The organism is Pseudomonas sp. 2995-3 (assembly GCF_002742565.1).
Lineage (GTDB): Bacteria > Pseudomonadota > Gammaproteobacteria > Pseudomonadales > Pseudomonadaceae > Aquipseudomonas > Aquipseudomonas edaphica.
The window spans coordinates 1-273 of sequence record NZ_LJSB01000326.1; the positions used below are offsets into that span (position 1 = coordinate 1).

The window sequence follows — 273 nt, forward strand, 5'->3', positions numbered from 1 at the left end:
GGATAGAGGCAGTAGAAGAAACGTCAGAGGGTGTTTATGTAAATCTTGTAACCCCAAATGAATTTGGCAATCCTGAAGATTATTTAACTGAAATTCTGTTGGAGCGATATGGAAACGAAATAAAGGAAATTAAATATATAGACGAATGTGGTTGCGGTGGTCACGTGCTAAGGGTTTATAAATAATTATTGTCAGGGACCTGGTCCCCGAACCTTTTGTACGGGACCTGGTCCCGTACAATTTTATGTCTTTTAAAGTGGAGAGGAGATGTTT

At 39.2% G+C, this 273-nt stretch carries 1 protein-coding gene; it reads left to right on the forward strand.

Translation table 11 applies throughout. The annotated features are described in order from the left end of the window. Positions 1 to 185, forward strand: a 185-nt coding sequence (locus AOA62_RS29610) for a CGCGG family rSAM-modified RiPP protein (RefSeq protein ID WP_099550442.1), incomplete at its 5' end; no start/stop codon positions are given. Positions 186 to 273: the final 88 nt, after the last annotated feature.